Source organism: Herbaspirillum camelliae (assembly GCF_001929405.1).
GTDB classification, from domain to species: Bacteria; Pseudomonadota; Gammaproteobacteria; order Burkholderiales; family Burkholderiaceae_D; genus Herbaspirillum; species Herbaspirillum seropedicae.
Genome location: NZ_KV880769.1, coordinates 4066784 through 4090341, shown reverse-complemented (window position 1 = coordinate 4090341; position 23558 = coordinate 4066784). Strand labels below are relative to the sequence as shown.

17 protein-coding genes are annotated in these 23558 nt (G+C 63.8%); 5 read left to right on the top strand and 12 right to left on the bottom strand.

Features of this window, described 5'->3' with window-relative positions:
* Positions 1-8 precede the first annotated feature (8 nt).
* The 6 genes from BGK68_RS18455 to rpsB all read right to left on the bottom strand — a co-directional run bounded on the left by BGK68_RS18455 (position 9) and on the right by rpsB (position 5244).
* Positions 9-836 (bottom strand): phosphatidate cytidylyltransferase, encoded by an 828-nt coding sequence (locus BGK68_RS18455; RefSeq protein WP_075258279.1) that lies wholly within the window; start codon positions 834-836, stop codon positions 9-11.
* The gene (uppS, locus tag BGK68_RS18450; RefSeq protein WP_075258278.1) at positions 836-1594 is read right to left on the bottom strand and encodes a polyprenyl diphosphate synthase; all 759 of its coding nucleotides are present in this window, start codon (positions 1592-1594) and stop codon (positions 836-838) included. Before uppS ends, BGK68_RS18455 begins: the two co-directional genes overlap by 1 nt.
* A 187-nt stretch (positions 1595-1781) precedes the next feature.
* Positions 1782-2342 carry a ribosome recycling factor gene (frr, locus tag BGK68_RS18445; RefSeq protein ID WP_075258277.1) on the bottom strand — a complete coding sequence of 187 codons (561 nt, stop codon included), beginning with the start codon at positions 2340-2342 and terminating at the stop codon, positions 1782-1784.
* A 115-nt stretch (positions 2343-2457) separates the two neighbouring features.
* Complete coding sequence (gene pyrH, locus BGK68_RS18440) at positions 2458-3174, bottom strand: UMP kinase (protein WP_075258276.1); 717 nt, start codon at positions 3172-3174, stop codon at positions 2458-2460.
* Positions 3175-3478: 304 nt separating this feature from the next.
* A complete protein-coding gene (gene tsf, locus BGK68_RS18435; RefSeq protein ID WP_075258275.1) occupies positions 3479-4366 on the bottom strand; it encodes a translation elongation factor Ts in 888 nt (295 codons plus the stop codon).
* Positions 4367-4503: 137 nt separating this feature from the next.
* Positions 4504-5244 carry a 30S ribosomal protein S2 gene (rpsB, locus tag BGK68_RS18430; protein ID WP_075258274.1) on the bottom strand — a complete coding sequence of 247 codons (741 nt, stop codon included), beginning with the start codon at positions 5242-5244 and terminating at the stop codon, positions 4504-4506.
* A 342-nt stretch (positions 5245-5586) separates the two neighbouring features.
* Between rpsB and map the strand changes: the two genes are divergently transcribed.
* The 3 genes from map (at position 5587) to BGK68_RS18415 (ending at position 9965) form a co-directional block, all read left to right on the top strand.
* Entirely contained in the window at positions 5587-6411 is an 825-nt protein-coding gene (map, locus tag BGK68_RS18425; RefSeq protein ID WP_075258273.1) for a type I methionyl aminopeptidase, read from the top strand.
* A gap of 150 nt (positions 6412-6561) precedes the next feature.
* Positions 6562-9114 carry a [protein-PII] uridylyltransferase gene (locus BGK68_RS18420; protein ID WP_075258272.1) on the top strand — a complete coding sequence of 851 codons (2553 nt, stop codon included), beginning with the start codon at positions 6562-6564 and terminating at the stop codon, positions 9112-9114.
* A gap of 104 nt (positions 9115-9218) precedes the next feature.
* Positions 9219-9965, top strand: a complete 747-nt coding sequence (locus tag BGK68_RS18415) for a pseudouridine synthase (protein ID WP_075258271.1) — start codon at positions 9219-9221, stop codon at positions 9963-9965.
* A 93-nt stretch (positions 9966-10058) separates the two neighbouring features.
* Here the strand turns inward: BGK68_RS18415 and BGK68_RS18410 are convergent, their stop codons facing one another.
* Positions 10059-10544 (bottom strand): cyanophycin metabolism-associated DUF1854 family protein, encoded by a 486-nt coding sequence (locus tag BGK68_RS18410; RefSeq protein WP_075258270.1) that lies wholly within the window; start codon positions 10542-10544, stop codon positions 10059-10061.
* A gap of 4 nt (positions 10545-10548) precedes the next feature.
* Positions 10549-12825, bottom strand: coding sequence for a cyanophycin metabolism-associated ABC transporter (locus BGK68_RS18405; protein ID WP_075258269.1), 2277 nt, complete (start codon positions 12823-12825; stop codon positions 10549-10551).
* A gap of 654 nt (positions 12826-13479) precedes the next feature.
* On the opposite strand from BGK68_RS18405, the gene BGK68_RS18395 reads away from it, so the two are divergent.
* Both BGK68_RS18395 and cphA read left to right on the top strand, forming a co-directional pair.
* The gene (locus tag BGK68_RS18395) at positions 13480-15678 is read left to right on the top strand and encodes a cyanophycin synthetase (RefSeq protein ID WP_075258267.1); all 2199 of its coding nucleotides are present in this window, start codon (positions 13480-13482) and stop codon (positions 15676-15678) included.
* A gap of 69 nt (positions 15679-15747) precedes the next feature.
* Entirely contained in the window at positions 15748-18321 is a 2574-nt protein-coding gene (gene cphA / locus BGK68_RS18390; RefSeq protein WP_075258266.1) for a cyanophycin synthetase, read from the top strand.
* 76 nt (positions 18322-18397) lie between these two features.
* On the opposite strand, the gene def is transcribed toward cphA, so the two are convergent.
* From def to BGK68_RS18370, 4 genes are all read right to left on the bottom strand, one after another.
* Positions 18398-18934 carry a peptide deformylase gene (gene def, locus BGK68_RS18385; RefSeq protein WP_075258265.1) on the bottom strand — a complete coding sequence of 179 codons (537 nt, stop codon included), beginning with the start codon at positions 18932-18934 and terminating at the stop codon, positions 18398-18400.
* Between the two features lie 82 nt (positions 18935-19016).
* Positions 19017-19907: a UTP--glucose-1-phosphate uridylyltransferase GalU gene (galU, locus tag BGK68_RS18380; protein ID WP_075258264.1), complete on the bottom strand. Its 891-nt coding sequence runs from the start codon at positions 19905-19907 to the stop codon at positions 19017-19019.
* Positions 19908-19979: 72 nt separating this feature from the next.
* Positions 19980-22046, bottom strand: coding sequence for an NAD-dependent DNA ligase LigA (ligA, locus tag BGK68_RS18375; RefSeq protein ID WP_075258263.1), 2067 nt, complete (start codon positions 22044-22046; stop codon positions 19980-19982).
* Between the two features lie 23 nt (positions 22047-22069).
* On the bottom strand, positions 22070-23395 hold the full coding sequence (locus BGK68_RS18370) for a cell division protein ZipA C-terminal FtsZ-binding domain-containing protein (RefSeq protein WP_075258262.1): 1326 nt from the start codon (positions 23393-23395) through the stop codon (positions 22070-22072).
* Positions 23396-23558 lie beyond the last annotated feature (163 nt).

Sequence of the window (23558 nt, the reverse complement as noted above, 5' to 3'; positions counted from 1 at the left end):
GCGGCCGCTTACGCGGCGGCCAGCCAGAGATCGACCAGCGCCGCCAGCGGCAGCACGGGAATGAGAGCATCGATGCGGTCAAGCACGCCGCCATGGCCAGGCAGCAGGTTGCTGCTGTCCTTCATGCCGGCGCGACGCTTGAGCTGCGACTCGAACAGGTCGCCCGCCACGCTGGCGGCCACCATCACGGTCAGCACGCCCACGAAGCCCAGCCAGCCCCAATGGCTGTAGAGGTGATACTGGAAGGTTTCTCCCGCGCCCATGGACATGGCCACCGCCGCCGAGATCACCAGCACGGCCAGCCAGCCGCCGACGGCGCCTTCCCAGGACTTGCCGGGCGAGATCGTGGGCGCCAGCTTGTGACGTCCGAAACCCTTGCCCGAGAAATAGGCGCCGATATCGGCCACCCACACCACCGCCATGACCGACAGCAGGTACAGCGGCGAACGCTGGAACAGATCGACGATGGCCACGAAGCACCCCAGGATGGAGAGCATGTAGGTGGCGTTGAGCAAGCGGTTGGCGAACGACTCCACGGGTGGCAGGCCCAGGCCCAGCGCGGGCACGAAGCGCACCGCCCAGAGCAGTACGCAGAGCACGTACAGGGGCCTTACGCTGGGCATGCCGGTAAAGAACAGGATGATGCAGAAGGCCAGCGTCCAGAGCGCAGCCCACAAGGTGGGGCGCGGGCTCTTGAACAGGCGGAAGCACTCCCAGGCGCCCGCTGCGAAAAACACCAGCGCAGCCATCGCAAAGGCCGGGAAGTAGCCGAAATACAGGATGGGCAACAGGATCGCCAGCAGGATCAACGCCGTGATGACACGCGTCTTGAGCATCAGGAAGCCTTTTTCTGGTCCAGCACCTGGGCGCTGGTGCGCCCGAAGCGGCGCTCGCGTTGTTGATAGGAGGCTATCGCCAGATCCAATGCCTTGGCATCGAAATCGGGCCAGAAGGTCTCGGTGAAATACAGTTCGCTATAGGCCAGTTGCCACAGCAGGAAATTGGAGATGCGCTGCTCGCCGCCGGTGCGGATGAACAGGTCCGGCTCGGGTGCATAGGCCATGGCCAGGTAGGGAGCCAGTTCCTCTTCGGTGAAATCGGCGTGACCAGGCTTGTCCTTGATCATCTTCGAGACCGCCTGCATGACGTCCCAGCGCCCGCCGTAGTTGGCGCAGACGGTCAGGGTCAGGCGGCTGTTGGCAGCGGTCTGGGCCTCGGCCTTGGTCGCCATTTCCTGCAATTTGGGGTCAAAACGGCTCATATCGCCGACGATCTTCAGGCGTATGCCGTTGGCAGCCATCTTCCCTACTTCGCGCTCCAGCACCGTCATGAACAGGCGCATGAGCACCGAGACCTCGTCGGCCGGGCGACGCCAGTTCTCGGAGCTGAAGGCAAACAGGGTAAGGAATTCGATACCGCGCTCGGCGCAGGCCTCGACGATGGAACGCACCGCGTCCACGCCCTTGGCATGCCCTGCCACGCGGGGCAGGAAGCGCTTGGTCGCCCAACGGCCATTGCCGTCCATGATGATGGCAACATGGCGCGGAACTGCGGACGTCTCCGGAACCGCCAGAGTTGAGCTTTGATGCTTCATGAAATTATTTTTGCATTCAGTGCATTGAGGTCGCCGGGCCATGGTAGCGGGCCAGACCGGCTTTGACAAACAGACTGGCCGGTATATCCTCCCTGCCCCGTCTTTTCTTTCCCCACTGCACCTTTTCTTGTCGTATATGCCTGGGCGGCGCGGCCCGCCAGGGACCGCGCAGGAGCTGCCAAACGGCTTACACCGTCATCACTTCCTTTTCCTTGTCGGCGACCATCTTGTCGATGTCGGCGACGAACTTGTCGGTCAGCTTCTGGATCTCGTCCTGGCCGCGGCGCTCGTCATCTTCCGAGGCAACCTTGTCCTTGACCAGCTTTTTCAGTCCTTCGTTGCCTTCGCGGCGGATGTTGCGCACGGCGATCTTGGCATCTTCGGCTTCACTCTTGACCAGCTTGACCATTTCCTTGCGGCGCTCTTCGGTCAGCGCGGGCATCGGCACGCGGATCAGGTCGCCGTGGGTGGCCGGGTTCAGGCCCAGGTCGGCTTCACGGATGGCCTTCTCGATGACGGCGGCCATCTTCTTTTCGAAGGGCTGCACGCCGATGGTGCGGGCATCGATCAGAGTCAGGTTGGCGACCTGCGACAGGCCGGTGGGCGAACCGTAATATTCGACCATGACCTGGTCCAGCAGGCCAGTGTGGGCACGGCCGGTACGGACCTTGGCCAGGTTGGCCTTCAGGGTTTCGATGGACTTGGCCATCTTCTGCTCGGTATTTTTCTTGACGTCAGCGACACTCATGCTGCTCTCCTAACTTGGTGCAATAACTTGGCTTGTCTTGGTGGCAAATGCCTGAAAGACGGGCATTGTAAACGGGAATGGCCGGCCTGAGGCCGGTTTCTGCGCAGCAACGCGCTCAGACGTGAACCAGGGTTCCTTCGTCATCCCCCATGACCACGCTCCTCAAGGCGCCCGGCTTGACGATGGAAAACACCTTGATCGGCAGTTTCTGGTCGCGGCACAGCGCAAAGGCAGTCGCGTCCATCACCTGCAGGTGCTTGGCGATGGCTTCGTCGAAGGAAATCGACTGGTAGCGGGTGGCCGACGGATCCTTCTTGGGGTCGGCGGTGTAGACGCCATCGACCTTGGTGGCCTTGAGCACGATCTGGGCGCCGATTTCCGAGCCACGCAGGGCCGCGGCGGTGTCGGTGGTGAAGAAGGGATTGCCGGTACCGGCGGCGAAGACCACGATCTTGCCCTCTTCCAGGTACTGCAGCGCCTTCGGGCGCACATAGGGCTCGACCACCTGCTCGATGCCGATGGCCGACATCACGCGGGCCGTCAGGCCGGCCTGGCGCATAGCGTCGGCCAGGGCCAGCGAGTTCATCACGGTGGCCAGCATGCCCATGTAGTCGGCGGTCGCACGATCCATGCCCTGGGCGCCCGGCGCCACGCCGCGGAAGATATTGCCGCCACCGATCACGATAGCCAGTTCCACGCCCAGTTTGCTGATTTCTGCTACATCCGCGACCATGCGTTCGATGGTCGCGCGATTGATACCGTAGGCGTCGTCGCCCATCAGTGCTTCGCCGGAGAGTTTGAGGAGTACGCGCTTATAAGCAGGTGTTGTCATTGCAGGGCTCCGTTTTCTTTCCGATTCTGAATTGCTTGTTGACGCATCCGCATACACTCCCGTCGTGACGAAACGGCGCGCTTTCGCCGCCGGGAGGATGCCTGGACACATGAGGTGGGTACTGCTGCGCCCGACTGTTACTGCACTTGCTGCACCTGGTACTGCATCTTCACACCTGCCGCCTTGATCTGCCTGCCGCAAGCCAGAGGCTGGAGCACGACCTTGACTGTAGATGCGAGCGCCCGGGAAAGTTCCGGGACCAGCTTAAAAAAACGGGCCTCTCGGCCCGTTTTTCCTGCGACGCTTACTGAGCTTGTTTCGCTGCAGCCACTTGCGCTGCCACTTCAGCAGCGAAGTCGCCTTGCTTCTTCTCGATGCCTTCGCCCACCACGTACATGGCGAACGACTTGACGGTGCTGTTGGCAGCCTTGAGCATCTGCTCGACGCTTTGCTTGTCGTTCTTCACGAAAGCCTGGTTGAACAGCGACACTTCCTTCAGGTACTTCTGCACCGAACCATCCACCATCTTGGCGACGATGTCGGCAGGCTTGCCGGATTCAGCAGCCTTCAGGGCGGCAACCGAGCGTTCCTTCTCGATCAGGTCGGCCGGCACTTGCTCGGACGACAGGGCGACCGGCTTCATGGCGGCGATGTGCATGGCCACGTCCTTGCCCACTTGCTCGTCGGCGCCGTCGAATTCGACGATCACGCCGATACGGGTGCCGTGCAGGTAGGAAACCAGCTTGGCCGAGGTTTCGAAGCGCTGGAAGCGACGGAAGGACATGTTCTCGCCGATGCGGCCGATCAGTTCGGTGCGCAGCTCTTCCAGGGTCTTGCCATCGGGCAGCTTGCAGGCGCCCAGAGCAGCCACGTCAGCGGGGTTCTGCTCGACCACCAGCTTGGCGGCGGCTTCGACCAGACCGATGAACTCGTCGTTCTTGGTCACGAAGTCGGTTTCGCAGTTCACTTCGACCAGCGCGCCGACGTTGCCGGCGATGTAGGTCGAGATCACGCCTTCTGCGGTGATGCGGGAAGAGGCCTTGGAAGCCTTGCTGCCCAGCTTGACGCGCAGGATCTCTTCGGCCTTGGCCATGTCGCCATCGGCTTCGGTCAGCGCCTTCTTGCATTCCATCATCGGCGCGTCGGTCTTCGCGCGCAGATCGCCCACCATTGCTGCGGTAATTGCCGCCATACTTTTCTCCTGACTGGGAGGCATCCCGCCTATGGCGGCATGCCTGAAACTCGAAAATTGAATCAAAAAAAAGGGGCCACTGCGTCACTACCCGCTGTCACCCCTTTTTCTACTACCGTACTACCGGAAGAGCAGAATCAAGCCTGCTCGACCTCGACGAATTCGTCGCCCTTGACTGCTTCAACCACGTCGTTGACGGCGTTGGCGCGGCCTTCCAGGACAGCGTCAGCCATGCCGCGAGCGTACAGAGAGATCGCCTTGGCGGAGTCGTCGTTACCCGGGATCACGTAGGTGACGCCTTCGGGCGAGTGGTTGGTATCGACCACGCCGATGACCGGGATGCCCAGCTTGGCGGCTTCGGTGATGGCGCCCTTGTGGTAGCCGACGTCGATGACGAAGATGGCGTCAGGAATGCCGCCCATGTCCTTGATGCCGCCGATGGCCTTTTGCAGCTTTTCCTGCTCACGGCTGAACAGCAGGGCTTCCTTCTTGGACAGCTTCTCGACCGAACCGTCTTCGATAGCAGCTTCCATATCCTTCAGGCGCTTGATCGAGGTCTTGATGGTCTTGAAGTTGGTCAGCATGCCGCCCAGCCAGCGCTGGTCAACGTAGGGAACACCGGCGCGCTGTGCTTCAGCAGCCAGGATTTCGCGGGCTTGACGCTTGGTGCCGACGAACAGGATGGTGCCGCGGTTGGCCGACAGTTGACGCACGTACTTCTGCGCCTCCTGGTACATACCCAGGGTCTTTTCCAGGTTGACGATGTGAATCTTGTTGCGATGGCCGAAAATGAAGGGGGCCATCTTGGGGTTCCAGAAGCGGGTTTGGTGACCGAAGTGGACACCGGCTTCCAGCATTTCGCGCATGGTAACGGACATGAATTTCTCCAGGGTTAGGTCTGGAATCCGCTCGGTCATCCGGCTCATGCAGCCAGACACCCTTTTAGCGAACGGATTCGCGTTTCAAAAGATATTTTCTACAAACATTGCCAAAAAGACATGAAGAATCATTCCGCATACCTGATTTCGGCGTCTGACCTGTGGTTTTCAGATCAGCCCGGCATTCTACTCGACCCCGTCACTTTGTTCAAGCAGCACATGAACCCGGACTGCGAAACCCTTCACAAGCCCCGCCACCGCAGGCCGGAGACTGCAAAACAGAAACCAAGACCGTCGTCTATAATCCTGTCTTGACGATTTTCTAGCGAATTGCGATTCATCATGGGCAACATCACCATCAAGACCGCCGAAGACATCGAAGGCATGCGCGTAGCCGGCCGCCTGGCCGCCGAGGTGCTGGACTACATCACCCCCTTCGTGAAACCGGGCGTGACCACCGGCGAGATCGACCGCCTCTGCCACGAGTACATGACCAATGTGCAAGGCAGCATCCCGGCGCCGCTGAACTACTGCCCGCCCGGCTACACGCCCTACCCCAAGGCCATCTGCACCTCCCTGAACGATGTGATCTGCCACGGCATCCCGGGCGACAAGGTGATGAAGAACGGCGACGTGCTCAACATCGACGTCACCATCATCAAGGACGGCTACCACGGCGACACCAGCCGCATGTTCTTCCTGGGCGAGCCCTCCATCCTGGCGCGCCGCCTCACCGAGATCACCTACGAATGCATGTGGCTGGGCATTTCCAAGATCAAGCCGGGCGCGCACCTGGGCGATATCGGCCATGTCATCCAGCAGCATGCGGAAAAGGCCGGCTACAGCGTCGTGCGCGAATTCTGCGGCCATGGCATCGGCAAGGTCTTCCATGAAGAACCGCAAGTGCTGCATTACGGCCGTCCCGGCACCCTGGAAAAGCTGGAAGCCGGCATGATCTTCACGGTCGAACCCATGATCAACGCCGGCCGTCGCGAGATCCGCGAAATGGGCGACGGCTGGACCATCAAGACCAAGGATCGCAGCCTCTCGGCGCAGTGGGAACATACGGTGCTGGTCACCGAAACCGGCTTCGAAGTGCTGACCGTCTCGCCGGGCATGCCGGCGCCGCCGGCCTTCATCCAGAACCAGGCCGCCGCCGTAGCCTGAACCGGACTGGCGCAGCAAGACCGAGATGCCGGCGATCCTGCACACGGCTTCCGGCATGAAACCTGCTAAGGGCATGGGGCCGCATGGGGATGCGGCCCTGTTCATTTCTATCGGCCATGCCCGGCCCTGCCTTCACTGATCATTCCAACGATGCCCACTCTCGCCATCACGCTCAAGAAACAACTCAAGGCCGCGCGCCAGCAGGCCATCGAGGTGTTCCAGTCCAATCACAAGACCGAGCAGTTGCTGGCGCAGTTGCGCCGCAACGTCGATGAGGCCCTCACCCAGGCCTGGGAGGCCCTGGGCATGTCCGGCAACGCCGCACTGGTGGCCGTGGGCGGCTATGGTCGCGGCGAACTGTTCCCGCACTCCGACGTAGACGTGCTGATCCTGCTGGACAAGGCGCCGGACGCCGGCAAGAAAGAGAAGCTGGAATCGCTGGTGCAGCTGTTCTGGGACATCGGCCTGGAGATCGGCCACAGCATCCGCACCATCGATGAATGCCTGGACGAGTCCGCCGCTGACATCACAGTACAGACCAGCCTGCTGGAAGCTCGCCTGGTGACCGGCAGCCGCGCCCTGTTCAAGCAGCTGCAGGAACGCTACCAGGCCGCCCTGGACCCGCTGGCCTTCTTCCAGGCCAAGACGCTGGAGATGCGCCAGCGTCACGTGAAATATGAAGACACGCCCTACAGCCTGGAACCCAACTGCAAGGAAAGCCCCGGCGGCCTGCGTGACCTGCAGGTGATCCTGTGGGTGGCCAAGGCGGCCGGCCTGGGCCACTCCTGGAGCGAACTGGCCGAACACGGCATGCTCACTTCCACCGAAGCGCGCCAGCTGCGCCAGAAGGAACGCGCCTTCAAGGACATCCGCATCCGCCTGCACATCCTCACCGACCGCCGCGAAGACCGCCTGGTGTTTGACATCCAGACGCAGATCGCCGAAACCTTCGGCTTCAAGACCACCGACACCCGGCGCGCCAGCGAATACCTGATGCAGCGCTACTACTGGGCGGCCAAGGCAGTCACTCAGTTGAACACCATCCTGCTGCAGAACATCGAGGCGCACCTCTTCCCGCAGCAAGCCGTGCCGCGCCAGATCAACGAGCGCTTCAATGAAGTCAACGGATTTGTCGATATCGCCCACGACAATGTCTTCGAGGAGACGCCCTCGGCCATGCTGGAAGTGTTCCTGGTGCTGTCCGAACATGCCGAGCTCAAGGACATGTCGGCGCGCACCATGCGCGCGCTCTGGCATGCCCGCTTCAAGATCGACAACGCCTTCCGCAACAATCCCGAGAACCATCGACTGTTCATGCAGATCCTGCAAAGCAAGCGCGGCATCACCCACGCCCTGCGCCGCATGAACGCCACCAGCGTGCTGGGACGCTACCTGCCCAACTTCCGCCAGATCGTCGGGCAGATGCAGCACGACCTGTTCCATGTCTACACGGTGGACCAGCACATCCTGATGGTGGTGCGCAATGTGCGCCGCTTCACCATGAGCGAACACGCCCACGAATACCCCTTCTGCAGCCAGCTGATGGCCAATTTCGCCCAGCCCTGGGTGCTCTACGTGGCCGCGCTCTTCCACGATATCGCCAAGGGCCGCGGCGGCGACCACTCCAAGCTGGGCATGGCCGACGCCCGCGCCTTCTGCGTACAGCATGGCATCTCGCCGGAAAACACCGATCTCATCGTCTTCCTGGTGGAACAGCACCTGGCCATGTCGCATGTGGCGCAGAAGCAGGACATGTCCGACCCCGACGTCATCACCGCCTTCGCCCAGTTGGTCAAGGACGAGCGCCACCTCACCGCGCTCTACCTGCTGACGGTGGCCGATATCCGCGGCACCAGCCCCAAGGTCTGGAACGCCTGGAAAGGCAAGCTGCTGGAAGACCTCTACCGCATGACCCTGCGTGTGCTGGGTGGCGAAGAACCCTCGGCCGACCGCGAACTGAAGAATACCCAGCAGGAAGCCCTCAAGACCCTGCGCCTGTACGGCCTGCCGGCCGATGCCCACGAACAGCTGTGGAAGCAGCTCGACGTGGCCTACTTCCTGCGCCACGACGCCTCCGACATCGCCTGGCAGACGCGCTGCTTCTTCGACAAGGTCGATACTGCCGTGCCGCTGGTGCGCTGCCGCCTTGCCCCCATCGGCGAAGGGGTGCAGGTCGCGGTCTACACGCCGGACCGGCAAGACCTCTTCGCCCGCATCTGCAGCTATTTCGACGAAAAGAGCTTCAGCATCTTCGACGCCAAGATCCACACCACCCGCAACAATTACGCGCTGGACGCCTTCCTGATCAATGCCCCGGTCTTCGCCAAGAACTACCGCGACATCATCAACCTGATCGAGCACGAGCTGGGTGCGCTGCTGCAGTCCGAGGAGCCCCTGCCGGCACCCTCCAAGGCGCGGCTGTCGCGCCTGTCGCGTACCTTCCCGGTCAATCCGGCGGTGGACCTGCGTCCGGACGAGCGCGGCCAGTACTACCTGCTGTCGATCTCGGCCAATGACCGCGCCGGCCTGCTCTATTCGATCTCCAACGTGCTGGCCAAGTACAAGATCAACCTGCATACCGCCAAGGTGATGACCCTGGGCGAGCGGGTGGAAGACGTCTTCCTCATCGATGGTCCAGGCCTCTCGCAGCCGCGCAACCAGATCCTGCTGGAAACCGATCTGCTCAAGACCCTGCGCATCTGATCCACTCCGGCGGGGCCGCTGCTGCGGTGGCGCGGCGGCCCCGCTTGGCCGTACAATCTCACCCTCGCCGCTGGCCGGCTTCCGTTTTTCGCAAGGCAATCCCCATGACTGAACCCGTACGACTTTCCAAACGCATGTCCGAACTCGGCCTGTGCTCGCGCCGCGAAGCCGACGAGTGGATAGAGAAAGGCTGGGTGCGCGTGGATGGCGTGGTGGTGTCGGTCCTGGGCAGCAAGGTGCTGCCGCACCAGAAGGTCACGGTGGAGCGCCAGGCCAGCGCCGAACAGGCGCAGCGCGTGACCATCCTGCTCAACAAGCCCATGGGCTACGTCAGCGGCCAGGCCGAAGACGGTTACAAGCCCGCCGTGGTGCTGGTCAACGAACAGTCGCGCTGGGCCGAAGACCAGACCGAGATGCGCTTCCACCCGCGCCAGTTGAAGAGCCTGGTGCCGGCCGGACGGCTGGACATCGATTCGGTGGGCCTCTTGGTGCTCACGCAGGATGGCCGCATCGCCAAGCAGCTCATCGGCGAAGACTCGGCCGTGGACAAGGAATATCTGGTCCGGGTGCAGTACACCCGCCCCGGCAAGTTGCCCGAGGCCGACCTCAAGCGCCTGAACCACGGCCTGATCATGGATGGCAAGCCCTTGCGTCCGGCCAAGGTGGTCTGGCAAAACGAAGATCAGTTGCGATTCACCCTGCGCGAAGGCAAGAAGCGTCAGATCCGCCGCATGTGCGACATGGTCGGACTCAAGGTCATCGGCTTGAAGCGCGTGCGCATCGGCGGCGTGAAGCTGGGCGAGCTGCCGACTGGGCAGTGGCGGTATCTGCGGCCAGATGAGAAGTTCTAAGCCAGCGCAACCAAAAAATAACGGCCCTGATCGAAAATCAGGGCCGTTATTTTTGCGGCATTCGATGTCAGCAAATTACCGTTCGTCCTGAGATCAGAGAAAACGATCCAGAATCTTGCGGCTGTGCTTGTCCAGCGCCTTCTGGTCACGGATCAGGAACTGGATGCCATGGCTGTCGGCAATGAGCAGCGCCGGCGCAGCCAGGCGACGAATGTCTTCCTCGCCCTTGAGTGTGAAGGTCGTCGCGCCGCGCGAGGTCTGCACGGTCCAGTCGCTCGGCGTGGCGAAGGTGGAAACGCTGATGATGCGCTGGATCTCCGGCATGAATTCGCGGCTGGCCAGCTCTTGCTCGACCAGCGCGCGCGTGGGCGCGTCGAGCTGATCAAGAGTATCGATCCAGGCCAGCTCATGGCCGTCGCTGCTGACCAGGGACATGCCCTGATCAGGCGAGGTGATGGGAAATGCGCGCACCGGGATCACGTTCTCGTGGGCCACACCCTCGGCATCGGTCAGCACCAGCCGGCCGAAACTGTTGCGTTGCAGGGTGAAGGACTGGGGAGCGTTCATTGGGGTGTTCATGGTCTTACTCGCCCTTCTCTTCTTCGCTCACCGAGACCTCGGCCTCGCCATCAGGGTTGCGCGCCTGGGCCTGGTAGAGCTTGTAGTAATGCCCTTCACGGGCCATCAATTCTTCATGGTTGCCGACCTCGACCACCTGGCCGCGGTCCAGCACCACCAGACGATCCGCCTTGCGCAGCGTCGACAGGCGGTGCGCGATGGCAATCGTGGTGCGCCCTTGCACCAGGTTGTCCAGCGCCTTCTGGATTTCCTTTTCGGTAGTCGTATCGACCGAGGAAGTGGCTTCATCCAGGATCAGGATGCGCGGATCGATCAGCAGCGCACGGGCAATCGAGATGCGCTGGCGCTCGCCGCCCGACAAGGCCTGGCCGCGCTCACCGACCAGCGAGTCATAGCCCTGCGGCAGGCGCAGGATGAATTCATGGGCATGGGCCGCACGGGCGGCGGCGATGATTTCCTCACGGGTGGCTTCCGGCTTGCCGTAGGCGATGTTCTCGGCAATCGTGCCGAAGAACAGGAAAGGCTCCTGCAAGACCAGGCCGATGTTGCGGCGATACTCGGAGATCGGCAGCGAGCGGATATCCACGCCATCGATGCGGATCGCCCCTTCGGAGACATCGTAGAAGCGGCAGATCAGGTTGACCATGGTGGACTTGCCCGAGCCGCTGTGGCCGACCAGGCCGATCATCTCGCCCGGTGCAATCGACAGGCTCATGTTGCGGATCACCGCGCGATTGCCATAGCGGAAGCCGATGTTGCGCACCTCGATGGCGCCCTGCACCTTTTCCAGGTGCACCGGATTGGCCGGCTCCGGCACGCTGGAGACGTGGTCCAGGATATCGAAGATGCGCTTGGCCCCCGCCGCCGCCTTCTGCGTCACCGAGACGATGCGGCTCATCGAATCCAGACGGGTGTAGAAGCGGCTGATATAGGCCAGGAAGGCCGTCAGCACACCCACCGTGATCTGGTTGCTGGAGACCTGCCAGATGCCGAACACCCATACCACCAGCAGACCCACTTCGGTGAGGAAGGTCACGGTCGGCGTGAACAGCGACCAGATCTTGTTGACCCGGTCATTGACCATCAGGTTGTGGCGGTTGGCTTCGCGGAAACGCGCCACTTCGCGCTTTTCCTGGGCAAAGGCCTTGACCACGCGGATGCCGGGGATGGTGTCGGCCAGCACATTGGTCACTTCCGACCAGATGCGGTCGATCTTTTCGAAACCATGGCGCAGGCGATCACGCACCACATGGATCATCCAGGCGATGAAGGGTAGCGGCAGCAAGGTCACCAGCGCCAGCCAGGGATTGATGGAGATCAGGATGGCTGCGGTCATGATGATCATCAGCACATCGATGGCGAAATCCAGCAGGTGCAGCGACAGGAAGACGCAGATGCGGTCGGTTTCCGAGCCGATGCGCGCCATCAGGTCGCCAGTGCGCTTGCCGCCGAAATATTCCTGCGACAGCCGCAACAGGTGGGAATACGTGGTGGTGCGCAGGTCCGCGCCGATGCGTTCGGACACCAGCGCCAGGATGTAGGTACGCGCCCAGCCCAGCCCCCAGGCCAGCACCGCCGCACCCAGCAGGCCCGACAGGTAGAGCATGGCCAGGTGGGTATCGATGGGTGCGCCGTTCTGGAATGGAATCAACACATTGTCCATCAGCGGCATGGTCATGTAGGGCGGCACCAGCGTGGCGGCGGTGGAGGCCAGCGTCAGCAGGAAGCCCAGCAGCAGCGAGCCCTTGTAGGGCTTGGCAAAGCGCGACAGGCGGAACAGCGCCCAGGTGGACGGCGGGGCTTCCTTGGTCTCGGGGCAGATGGCACAGGTTTCCTGGCCTTCCGGCAGCACAGCCTTGCAGTTGGGACAGACATCGCCCTCTTCCTCGGCCTGCACGCCCGAGGCCAGCAAGTCGCGTTGCTGCTCGAACAACTTGATCAGGCGCAGCGCCTGCGGATTCTGCGACAAGGTATAGCGCCATGCCGCCAGCCGTCCCGCGCCATCGCAGAGCTCCAGCGTTCCGACGCCAGCATGGTCATGGTGCTTCAGTTGCAGATCGGAGCGATAAGCCCATTCCTGCCACGCCTGCCCCGCATGCGGGCTGGCCAGCAGGCGGCGGTCGGTGGCCAGCACCAGCGAACGGTTGAATTGCAGCTGGGCGTCGAGATCCAGCTCCAGCCAGGCCAGCACGGTTTCGCCAGCGACCAGGCGGGCGGCGATTTCCGACTGCCAGCGCTCGGGCAGGCTGGTATGGGCGGAAGGAAGTGAGTCAGTAGTCATGTAACGGCAACGTTGAGCCCGATGTGAGCGGTGAGGCTAGAGATAATGGATGAGCAGGTCTCTGCGGACCTGTTGCCTGCGCCAGCGGCGCAGCGCGCGATTATAGCGCAGCGCTCCCCACCTGCACGGCTCCACCGATAACGCGAGAACCTGCAAAATGGTGCACCTGAACACCAGCGCAAGCGTACTTTTCCTCATCCTGCGGATCCCTGAAAGGCGTGCCGGCCATGTTTTTTGCGCCCGGACTGCCCCGAGCGCGGGACAGTCTGCGACAATAACGTTCACGCCCATTCCGACGTCCTCCCCATGACCTACGCGCCCTCCCCCCGCCAAGCTGATCCGATTGATCCGTTTTCCGGCTGCGGGTACAGGCGCTGATTTCCCGCCAGCAAAAGAATTGATGGCCTGCCTGTCACTCCCAGTAAACCAAACGCCGCCCTGCGCGTTAGTGTTCCATGCGCTATTCTGACAGAGTGCTGACCAACCCGGGGTTGGACAGCCTCGGGCTGGCGCGATGTCCCAGGGAAGAAGGCAGCATCGGCGAGACGGCTTGCAGGGGGCGCGCGCTCGGCCCCAGGCAAATTGAGCGGCATTAGCGGCATGAGCGATACTAGCGGCACTGTTAGCAGCACATTAAGGCGGCACACACCACACATGAAAAACATCGAATTCCTCCGTTTCCTGAACCTGAAGGGTCCCAACATCTGGACCTACCGCTCCGCCCTCGAAGTGTGGATCGACATCGGCGAACTGGAGGACTTTCCCTCCAACACCATTCCCGGCTTCCCGGACCGCCTGACCACCTGGCTGCCTTCCCTGATCGAACACCGTTGCAGCTATGAAGAGCGCGGCGGCTTCGTGCGCCGCCTGCACGAAGGCACCTGGCCCGGCCACATCCTGGAACACGTCACGCTGGAACTGCAGAACCTGGCCGGCCTGCCCGGCGGCTTCGGCAAGGCGCGCGAGACCAATGTGCGCGGCGTCTACAAGGTGGTGGTGCGCGCCCGTCATGAAACGGTGACCCGCGCCGCCCTGTTCGCGGCCCGCGACCTGGTGATGGCCGCCATCGAAGACCGTTCGTACGACCTCGACGGCACGCTGCGCAAGCTGCGCCGCATGGTCGACCGCCTGTGCCTGGGTCCCAGCACCGCCTGTATCGTGGACGCCGCCGACGAGCGCCGCATCCCCACCATCCGCCTCTCCGAAGGCAACTTGGTGCAACTGGGCCACGGCTGCAAGTCGCGCCGCATCTGGACGGCCGAATCCGACCAGACCAGCGCGATTGCCGAAGGCATCTCGCGCGACAAGGACCTGACCAAGTCGCTGCTGGAAACCTGCGGCGTGCCCGTCCCCGAAGGCCGCCTGGTGGAAAGCCCCGAAGACGCCTGGGAAGCCGCCCAGGACATCGGCCTGCCGGTCGTGGTCAAGCCCTGCGACGCCAACCATGGCCGCGGCGTCTTCATCGACCTGAACACTCGCGAGGAAATCGAGACCGCCTACAAGGTGGCGCTGGAAGAAGGCAGTGGCGTGCTGGTCGAACGTTTCATCCCGGGCCTGGAACACCGCCTGCTGATCGTCGGCGGCAAGCTGGCCGCCGCCGCCCGCGGCGAACCGATCTTCATCGTCGGCGATGGCAAGTCCACCGTGCAGGACCTGCTGGACGAGCTCAACCGCGACCCGCGCCGCGGCCTGCTGGAAGAACACCTGCTGGACCCCGTGCTGCTGGACCGTGAACCGGCCGCCGCGCTGGAACTGCAGCGCCAGAACCTGACCACCGAGTCGGTGCCCGCCGCCGGCCGTCGCATCCTCTTGCTGCGCAATGGCAACGTCTCCTCCGACATCACCGACCTGGTCCACCCCAGCGTAGCCGCTGCCGCCTCGCTGGCCGCACGCATCGTCGGGCTGGACATCGCCGGCGTGGACATCGTGGCCGAGGACATCTCCCGCCCCCTGCAAGACCAGGGCGGCGCCATCGTCGAAGTCAACGCCGGCCCCGGCCTGCTGATGCACCTGAAGCCCTCGGACGGCAAGCCGCGTCCGGTCGGCGAAGCCATCATCGACAACCTGTTCGGCCCGGAAGAAAACGGCCGCATCCCCATCGTCGGCGTCACCGGCACCCACGGCAAGACCACCATCGCGCGCCTGATCGCACGCATCGTGCACCTCTCGGGCAAGCACGTCGGCCTGGCCTGCGGTGAAGGCCTGTACTTCGGCGAACGCCAGATCGAGCGCGGCAACCGCGCCAACTGGGACGCTGCCCATCGCGTGCTGCTGAACCGCGCCGTCGAAGCCGCCGTGTTCGAGAACGGCAGCGCCGCCATCCTGGCCGAAGGCCTGGCCTATGACCGCTGCCTGGTCGGCGTGGTCGCCAACATCGACCCCAACGACAGCCTGCCCGAGTTCTACATCGAAAACGCCGAACAGATCGCCACCAAGGTCAAGCGCACCCAGGTCGACCTGGTGCTGCCGGACGGCGCGGCCGTGCTCAACGCCGATGATCCGCTGGTGGCCGACATGGCCCAGCTGTGCGATGGCGAAGTCATCTTCTTCAGCACCGACCCGGCCTCGGAACTGGTGGCAAGCCACCTGAAGGAAGGCGGCCGCGCCGTGTTCCTGCGCGATGGCAACCTGATCCAGGCCGACGGCGAACGCCAGTGCAAGGTCAGCTCGGTGGACGCCATCCCGCTGACCGAGAACGGCGCCGTAGCCTACCAGGTCGAGAACGTGCTGGCCGCCGTCGGCGCCGCCTGGGCGCTGGGGATCAGCCCCGAGGTGATCCGCGCCGGCATCGAGCTGTTCGGCACTGAACGGGCCGAAGAGCAAGGCCTGAAGTTCAAGAGCCAGGCCGCCTGAGCCGCCGCGCTGGCCGGTATTGCAAGACAGACTGAATCAAGATCAAGAGACACCTAGGAAAACTTGTCCATGGACGTATCCCGCATTCGCGCCCTGCGCGGCCCCAATCTCTGGAGCAGACACACTGCCATCGAGGCCATCGTTTCCTGCACGGAAGACGAACGCGTCATCGACAACATGCCCGGCTTCGAGCTGCGCCTGCGCGCCCGCTTCCCGCAGATCGGCTTTCTCGAACCCGATGGCGGCAAGCAGGTCGTCTCGCTGGCCCACGCGCTGGCAGCAGCCGCACTGGGCCTGCAATCGCAGGCGGGCTGCCCGGTCACCTTCAGCCGCACCGTGTCCACCGTCGAGACCGGCATCTACCAGGTCGTGGTGGAATACAGCGAAGAAGAAGTCGGCCGCCTGGCCTTTGATCTGGCGCTGGAACTGGTGCGCGCCGCCCAGGCCGATGCCCCCTTCGACCTGACCGCCGCCCTCACCCGCATCCGCGAACTGGATGAAGACGTGCGCCTGGGCCCCTCCACTGGCTCCATCGTCAACGCCGCCATCAAACGCGGCATTCCCTTCCGCCGCCTGACCCAGGGCAGCATGGTGCAGTTCGGCTGGGGCAGCCGCCAGAAGCGCATCCAGGCGGCCGAAACCAGCAACACCAGCGCGATTGCCGAATCCATCGCCCAGGACAAGGACCTGACCAAGATGCTGCTGCACGCCGCCGGCGTGCCGGTGCCCAACGGTCGGGTGGTCGAGACCGTGGAAGACGCCCTCAAAGCCGCCGAGGAAATCGGTTCGGCGGTGGTCATCAAGCCGCTGGACGGCAACCAGGGCAAGGGTGTGGCCGTCAACATCAGCACCCCGGAACAGATCACCCGCGCCTTCAACAACGCCGCCCTGATCAGCGATGAAGTCATCGTGGAGCGCTACCTGCCCGGCCACGACTTCCGCCTGCTGGTGATCGGCAAGACCCTGGTGGCCGCCGCCCGCCGCGATCCGCCGCAAGTCATCGGCGACGGCGTGCATACCATCCGCCAGTTGATCGACCAGGTCAACGCCGACCCGCTGCGCGGCGACGGCCACGCCACCTCGCTGACCAAGATCCGCCTGGACGACATCGCCCTGTCGGTGCTGTCCGGCCAGAACCTGGACCCCGAAGCCATTCCCGCCCAGGGCGTGCGCGTGGTCCTGCGCAACAACGCCAACCTCTCCACCGGCGGCACCGCCACCGATGTCACCGATGACGTGCATCCCGACGTGGCTGCCCGCGCCATCGCGGCAGCGCAAATGGTAGGCCTGGACATCTGCGGCGTGGACGTGGTCTGCAACTCGGTGCACATGTCGCTGGAAGAACAAGGCGGCGGCATCGTCGAAGTCAACGCTGCGCCGGGCCTGCGCATGCACCTCTCGCCGTCGTACGGCAAGGCGCGTGATGTCGGCGAAGCCATCGTCTCGACCATGTACGAGGATGGCGACGATGGCCGCATTCCGGTCGTGGCCGTGGCCGGCACCAACGGCAAGACCACCACCGTGCGCCTGATCACCCACCTGCTGGCCAAGACCGGTCTGCGCGTGGGCATGACCAATACCGATGGCGTCTATATCGACGGCCAGCGCACCGACACCGGCGACTGCAGCGGCCCGCGCAGCGCCCGCAACGTCCTGTTCCACCCCGATGTGGATGCCGCCGTGCTGGAAACCGCCCGTGGCGGCGTGCTGCGCGAGGGCCTGGGCTTTGACCGCTGCGCCGTGGCGGTGGTCACCAACATCGGCATGGGCGACCACCTGGGCCTGTCCTACATCAGCACCGTGGAAGACCTGGCCGTGGTCAAGCGCGTCATCGTCGAGAACGTCGCCCCGACCGGCACCGCCGTCCTCAACGCGGCCGACCCCATGGTCGCCAAGATGGCCGCCTCCTGCCCTGGCTCGGTGACCTTCTTCGCGCTGGACCCGACCCACCCCATCATGGCCACGCACCGCGCACAAGGCCATCGCATCGTCTACCGCGACGGCGACGCCATCGTGGCCGCGCAAGGGACGTTCGAAAAACGCCTGAAGCTCTCCGGCATCCCCCTGACCCGCGCCGGCGCCATCGGCTTCCAGGTCGAGAACGTGATGGCCTCCGTGGGCGCGGCCTGGGCGCTGAACCTGGACTGGGAGCAGATCACCGGCGCCCTGGCCAGCTTCATCAGCGACAGCGGCACCGCCCCAGGCCGCTTCAACCTGTTCGACTACAAGGGCGCGACCCTGATTGCCGACTATGGCCACAACCCCGACGCCATCCAGGCCCTCATCAAGGCCGTGGACAGCCTGCCTGCCAAGCGTCGCTCGGTGGTCATCAGCGGTGCAGGCGACCGCCGCGATGTCGACATCACCCGCCAGACCGAACTGCTGAGCGACGCCTTCGATGAAGTGGTGCTCTACCAGGACCAGTGCCAGCGCGGCCGCGAAGACGGCGAAGTGATCGCGCTGCTGCGCCAGGGCCTGTCCAAGGCTTCGCGCACCAGCGACGTGAAAGAGATCAATGGCGAATTCGTGGCCATCGATACGGCGCTGGCCTCGTTGCAGCCGGGCGACCTGTGCCTGATCCTGATCGACCAGGTCGAAGAAGCACTGGCCCACATCGACGCGCGCGTCAAAGAAAGCAGCTGAGCCTGCCGTCTCATGTGAAAAAGGGCATCCCCATCTTACGGCGGGGATGCCCTTTTTGCGTGGCGGCGGCGTTACCTCAGTCGTCCTGACTGGGATCAAGCTCCGGGAACAACACCTCGGTAAAACCGAACTGGCGGAAGTCACGGATGCGCATCGGATAGAGGATGCCCTGCAGATGGTCGCACTCATGCTGGACCACACGGGCATGGAAGCCCTCCACGCTACGATCGATGGGCTCGCCGTTCTGGTCAACGCCCTGGTAGCGCAGCCGGCTCCAGCGCGGCACCACGCCGCGCATGCCGGGTACCGACAGGCAACCTTCCCAACCCTCTTCTTCCTGATCCGACAAGGGCGTCAGGACCGGGTTGATCAGCACGGTCTCCGGTACTGGAGGCGCGTCCGGGTAGCGCTGGTTCTGGCCGAAGCCGAAGATCACCAGCTGCAGGTCCACGCCGATCTGCGGCGCAGCCAGACCAGCGCCATTGACCGCACGCATGGTCTGGAACATGTCATCGACCAGGCGCGCCAGTTCGGGCGTGCCGAACTCCGTCACCGGCTGCGCCTGGCGCAGCAGGCGCGGGTCACCCATCTTCAGAATCTCGCGTATTGCCATGATTGCACTCCAATGAAAGACGCCCGGGCAGGCCGGGCGTCACTGCTGCGATAGGACCACAGCGCCAACAGGCTCAACAGGCTCAAGCCTGCTTGCTGGCCACATCCTTGAGGAATTCGCTGAAGGCCGCGCCGGTCTCGGGGTGCTTCATGCCCATGGCGACGGTGGCTTTCAGATAGCCCAGCTTGGAACCGCAGTCGTAACGCTGGCCCTGATAGCGATAGGCCAGCACCGATTCCGCCTGCATGAGCTTGGCGATGCCGTCGGTGAGCTGGATCTCGCCACCGGCGCCGCGGCCGATGTTTTCCAGGTAGTCGAAGATGCGGTTGTTGAGCACATAGCGGCCCACCACGGCCAGAGTGGACGGAGCTTCTTCCGGAGCCGGCTTCTCGACGATGGCGTTGACGCGCTCCAGGTTGGGCTGGTAAGGCGTGGCGCTGACGATGCCGTATTGCTTGGTGTCGCTCTGCGGCACTTCCTGCACGGCCAGCATGCTCATGCCTTCGCGCTCGTAGATCTCGGTCATCTGCGCCAGCACTGGCTTGACGCCGGCATCGGTATCCATGAAGTCGTCAGCCAGCAGCACGGCAAAGGGTTCCTCGCCCACCACCGGACGCGCGCACAGCACGGCGTGGCCCAGGCCCAGCGGAACCGATTGGCGGATGAAGATGCAGTTCACGCTCTTGGGCACCACGTTCTGGACGATTTCCAGCAGCTTCTTCTTGCCCGCCGCTTCCAGTTCGCTTTCCAGCTCGTAGGCCTTGTCGAAGTGGTCTTCGATGGCGCGCTTGTTGCGGCCGGTGATGAACACCATTTCGGTGATGCCGGCAGCGACCGCTTCTTCGACCGCGTAGTGGATCAGAGGCTTATCGACGATGGGCAGCATTTCCTTGGGCTGGGCCTTGGTGGCCGGCAGGAAGCGGCTGCCGAGACCGGCGACGGGGAAAACGGCTTTCTTGATCTTCTTGATCATCATGACTCCGAGGGAAAATTATCTGTTGCTGCGCCCGGCTTGCCGGAAGTGGCTTCCGAACGCATTGTAAACCTAGTCAGCCACCGGCTCGGCGCACAGGGCCTTGAGACCATCCTCGTCCAGGATGGTGATGCCCAGCTCTTCCGCCTTGGCCAGCTTGCTGCCGGCCTCGGCGCCTGCGACCACATACGTGGTCTTCTTGGACACCGAACCCGTGACCTTGCCACCGGCCGCCTCGATGAGCTGGGACGCCTCATCGCGCGACAGGTTGGGCAAGGTGCCGGTGAGCACGAAGGTCTTGCCGGTCAGGTGCTTGGCCGCCGCCTCCACCCCGGCGCTTTCCGGCCAGTGTACGCCCACTGCGCGCAACTGCTCGACCAGCTCGACATTGAGGGCATCGTCGAAGAAGCTGCGAATCGACGCAGCCACCACCGGGCCCACGTCCGCCACCTCCAGCAACTGCGCTTCGCTTGCCGCCAGGATCTTGTCGATGCCGCCAAAGTGCCGCGCCAGTTCCTTGGCGGTCGCCTCGCCGACGTGCCGGATGCCCAGCGCATAGATGAAGCGAGCCAGCGTGGTGGACTTGGACTTCTGCAAGGCATCAAGCACGTTCTGTGCCGACTTCTCGGCCATACGGTCCAGCTCGGCCAGGGCCGACAAGCCCAGGCGATACAGGTCCGCCGGGGTATTGACCACCTTCCTGTCGACTAGTTGCTCGACCAATTGTTCACCCAGGCCTTCAATATCCATGGCCCGGCGTGAAGCAAAATGCTGCAGTCCGCCCTTGCGTTGGGCGGAACACTTCAGCCAGCCGCCCGAACAGCGCGCTACCGCCTCATCCTCGGCGCGCACGATGGGCGAGCCGCAGACCGGGCAAGCCGCAGGCATGACGAAGGCGCGGGCATCGGCCGGACGCTTCTCCGGCACATAGGCCACCACCTCGGGGATGACGTCGCCAGCGCGTCGCACGATGACGGTGTCGCCGATCTGGATGTCCTTGCGGCGCACCTCGTCTTCGTTATGCAAGGTAGCGTTGGTGACGGTGACCCCGCCCACGAAGACCGGATTCAAGCGTGCCACCGGGGTGATCGCACCGGTACGGCCCACCTGCACCTCGATGTCCTGCACCACGGTCAGCGCTTCCTGGGCCGGGAACTTGTGCGCCAGCGCAAAGCGCGGCGCGCGCGAGACGTAGCCCAATTGCTTTTGCTGGTCCAGCCGGTCCACCTTGTAGACCACGCCATCGATCTCGTAGGGCAGGCTCTCGCGCTTGGCGCCGATGCCACGGAAGAATTCCAGCAAGCCGGTCGCGCCTGTGACCACGGCGCGCTCCTTGCAGACCGGCAAGCCCAGTTGCTGATACCAGTCCAGCAAGGCCGAGTGCGAAGACGGCATGTCCGCCCCTTCCAGCACGCCGATGCCATAGGCAAAGAAGCGCAGCGTACGCTGCGCCGTGATGCGCGAATCCAGCTGGCGCAGGCTGCCGGCAGCGGCATTGCGGGGGTTGGCAAACTCCTTCTGGCCGGCGTCGCGCTGGCGCTGGTTCAGGCGCGCGAAATCGTCCTTGTACATCAGCACTTCGCCACGCACATCAAGCACCTGCGGGATGGCGTCGCCATGCAGGCGCAGCGGGATGGCGCGTACCGTACGGATATTGGCGGTGACGTTCTCACCGGTGGCACCGTCGCCGCGTGTGGCCGCTTGCACCAGCACGCCGTTTTCATAGCGTAGGCTGATGGCCAGGCCGTCGAACTTCAGCTCGGTGGCATAGCGCACTTCCTGCAGGGTTTCCAGGCCATCGCGCACGCGCTTGTCGAAGGCTTCGATATCTTCGTCAGAAAAGCCATTGCCCAGCGAGAGCATGGGAATGTCGTGCCGAACCGGCTCGAACTGCGGCAAGGGGCCAGCGCCCACGCGCTGGGTCGGCGAGTCCGGTGTGAGCAGCTCGGGATGGGTGGTTTCAAGCGCCTGCAATTCCTGGAACAGCCGGTCGTATTCGGCATCCGGAATGCTGGGCTGGTCCAGCACGTAGTAGCTGTAGTTGTGGCGATTCAGGTCGGCGCGTAGCTCGAAGGCGCGCACCAGCCAGTCCGGCGCCCCTTGCGGGGGCCGTCCGGCGGAAAACAAGTCTGCTGGCATCGTGGAGGAGGTAAAAACGCGCCTTAGCTGAACAGGCGCAGGGCGCGCGTGGAACCGGCCGGAATCTCGGCCGATTCCATGGCGCTGTAGAAGGCCGCGACCTGCTCGGCGATATCGGACAAGGCCTCATCGGAGAGCGGCTGGTCGCTGTCGTCGACGATCACCCCGCCCAGGCGCTGGGCCAGCGAACGGGCGCAGGCCACCAGTGCGCCATAGCCATCTCGGGCCGGCGACACGCGCGGCACGTCCAGCAGCAGGGTCAGGCGGTCGGTGGTCTCGTCGGTGGGGGTGGCGTTGGTGGAGAGCGCAAAGAGCACCTCGCCTTCGCCATCCTGCATCACCAGGTAACCCTCGGTGCGGCGGTCGAAGCCTTGCCGGGTCAATGCGGCCAACAGGGTGGCCAGGCTCCAGGGTGCGCCTTGCGAGCGCACGTTCACCGACAGTTGCGCATCGTGGTCGGCAATGAACTGGTGCAGCGCCTGGGCGGTGCGGATGACGTCGGGCATGTCCGGCAGTTCCGGCTCGCCCGAGAGCGAATCGGTCAGGTCGCGCAGACGCATGACCAGCTCGGAATACTCGATCTCGTTGAGGGCATTGCTGCGGTTGGCCAGTTGCGCCCCGGCCAGCAAGGCGTTGTAGACGCCGCCATGGGCGATGGCTTCCCACTGGCCCTCGAGGGTGCGGCCGATGAAATGCACCGGCTTGTTGCCGACGTGGCGCAGGTTCTGCAGCAGCGGCAGCAGCTTGTCGCCGCGCAGCGGGTTGTCCAGGGCGATGGGGATATTGCAGTCGATCAGTTCATCGACCGGCAGTTCGCGCTTGGGGGCCAGGCGCGCCTGCATTTCAGGCGGGGGCGCAAAGGCCGGTGCAGTCTCGACCGGATCTTGCGCACCGGCGATGACCTGGGCCACGGTCGACTGCGGCGCTTGCGCCAGGACCTCGTCCGTCAGGGCAGCATCGCCTGGCTGGGCCGGGGCCGCCATCGGTGCATCACCCAGGAAGGGTTCGCGCGGCTCAAACTCAGCCTGATCGAGGTAGGCCTTCACGGGGGCCGGCACCGGCTTGCGTTCCGGCGCTTCATAGAAGGAGGGTTCGGCGCGCTCGCCGGTCACAGCGCCTTCGGACGGCTCGACGCGACGTTCGGCCACGGGCGCGGCAGCCGGCGCCAGCGTGGGCTCGACCAGAGGTGCATCCTCGTCGGGCGACATCAGCACGTCATCGTGGGACGACGAAAAGGCGCGCTCTACCGTCTTGCGCGCCTTGTGTTCCTGCCACTTGTTGTAGGAAATGACACCGGCGACGAAGACGCCGCCGAGAATGATCAGGCTGGTCTGGAGATCCATCATCATGCTGCACGACCTTTCAGGCTGGCTGGCGGAAAGACGCCGTCAAGGGCGCCGCGTGGCATGGTCGGCTGGGAAAAGCTGCTCATCGAAGAAGTCCGAATCCTATCAATCCAATAAGGCCTGGACCGCGGCTGCGGCCGGTTCGGGGCTCCGTCGATGCGGCCCG